Genomic DNA, 1,669 nt, shown 5'->3' on the forward strand with positions numbered 1-1,669 from the left:
GCAGCCGCGCGAACTGGCCGTGCGGATCGCGCAGGGCACGCGCCGAGCGAATCATCCCCATCATCCAGTCCGCGCCGCCTGTGCCGGTGAGCCACGCCTGCTCGCGGTCCGCGGTCACGCCGGGCAGCAGGCAGACGATGGCCGTGGGGATGCCGAGCGATTCGGTGGAGAACTGCATCTCGCGTCGCAAGCCATCATCCACCAGCAGAACGTCGATGTCGCTCTTCGCCGTGTGCGTGCCCGCGGCGACGGAGCCGGCCAGCGCCAGCCCCGCGCGCGGAAACTCGGCCGCGAGCCGTTCCACCATCTCCGCGGCGGCGCGAGGGTGGCGGTCCCCGTCGTGGATGGGACGGCATGGCCGTCCAGGGCGCATGGGCGGCAGCCGGAGTGCTGCCGCGGTGTACGCCACGGAGCACCCCGCCCGGGCAGGGCGCGCGTGGCCATGATTCTGATGATGCCGGTCCTTGCGCATTGGTTGCAAGGCCAACGTTATGCTTTTTGTCGGTAAACGCGGCAGCGGGGGTGATGCGTGGGTTGTGCGGATGGGTACGAACGCAGGCGGAGCGGGGTTTCACGGCGTGGGTCGCAGGTGTCCATGTTGTACAATTCCGGCGGATAGGGTGCGGTGCGCCGGCCTTTTCGCGCGCGGTGGGGACCAGAGACGAGAGGTTGGCGGAGACCGGGGACGGGGAGCGGCGGAGGGGGGAGCCGCAGGCGCGCGGATCGTTGCCAGAAGTTGCTGTCCTGATTAGCTTTGGGCATCCCCGATGCAGGCACGCCGCAGGACCGGCGGCACGGAATTCCGCGCCCGCTCCGCATCAAGACGCCTCGATCTCATCCGTCAGGTCCGGCACCCTTCCAGGCTGCCTCCCGGCAAGCCACCTCGTCGTATACGCACGTTTCCCTCGCATGACCATTCTTCGGATCGCCGGCGCGCTCGCCGCCGCCGCGCTGCTGGCCGCTGCCCCCGTTTCTGCGCAGCGCCCCCAGCCTGACTATCGCTTGGCGGATTCCGTGGCCCTGGCCGCCCCGTCCACCGCGGCTTCCGTGCAGGAGATCGCCGCGCGCGTTACGGCCGGCCTGCAGACGGACCGCGACAAGGCGCGCGCCATCTACCGCTGGATCACGCACAACATCGAATACGATGCGGCTGCGTTCTACGGCAGCCGCCTCGCCGTCCCCGTGCAGACGCCGCCCGCCGTGCTGCGCCGCAAGCGCGCCGTATGTGACGGCTTTGCCTTTCTGTACATGGCCATGGCGCACGCCGCGGGGCTCGAGGCGGGCGTGGTGGAGGGCTTCGCCAAGGCGGCCACGGGCGATCCGCGCAATCCCGTTTCACGCCAGCGGCACGCCTGGAACGTGGTGCGCATCGACGGCGCGTGGCAGCCGGTGGACGCAAGCTGGGGCGCGGGCGACGTGGTGGGGCGCGGGTTCGTGCGGCGCTTTCGCGACTTCTACTTCTTTCCGGATCCGGAAAAGTTCATCTACTCGCACATGGCGGCCGACCCGGTGCTGCAGGGGCTGGAACACCCTGTGAGCGTGAGCGAGTTCGACCGCATGCCCACGCTGCAGCGCGACTTCTGGGAGCTTGGATTCACGCCGGCGGACGTGCGCGGCGCATCGGGGCAGGAGTTCGTGGGGGTCTTTCCCGTGGCGCGGCACCCCATTC

The 1,669-nt window shown here is 69.8% G+C and carries 2 protein-coding genes; one reads left to right on the forward strand and one right to left on the reverse strand.

Annotated elements, in window-relative coordinates:
• The coding region (locus tag VF665_RS19555) for a nucleotidyltransferase domain-containing protein (RefSeq protein ID WP_331055145.1) at window positions 1-307 on the reverse strand (307 nt) is incomplete at its 3' end.
• Window positions 308-909: 602 nt separating this feature from the next.
• On the opposite strand from VF665_RS19555, the gene VF665_RS19560 reads away from it, so the two are divergent.
• Window positions 910-1,669: transglutaminase domain-containing protein (locus tag VF665_RS19560; RefSeq protein WP_331055146.1), on the forward strand; the 760-nt coding region annotated here is incomplete at its 3' end.

It is taken from the genome of Longimicrobium sp. (genome assembly GCF_036387355.1).
Classification (GTDB): Bacteria; Gemmatimonadota; Gemmatimonadetes; order Longimicrobiales; family Longimicrobiaceae; genus Longimicrobium.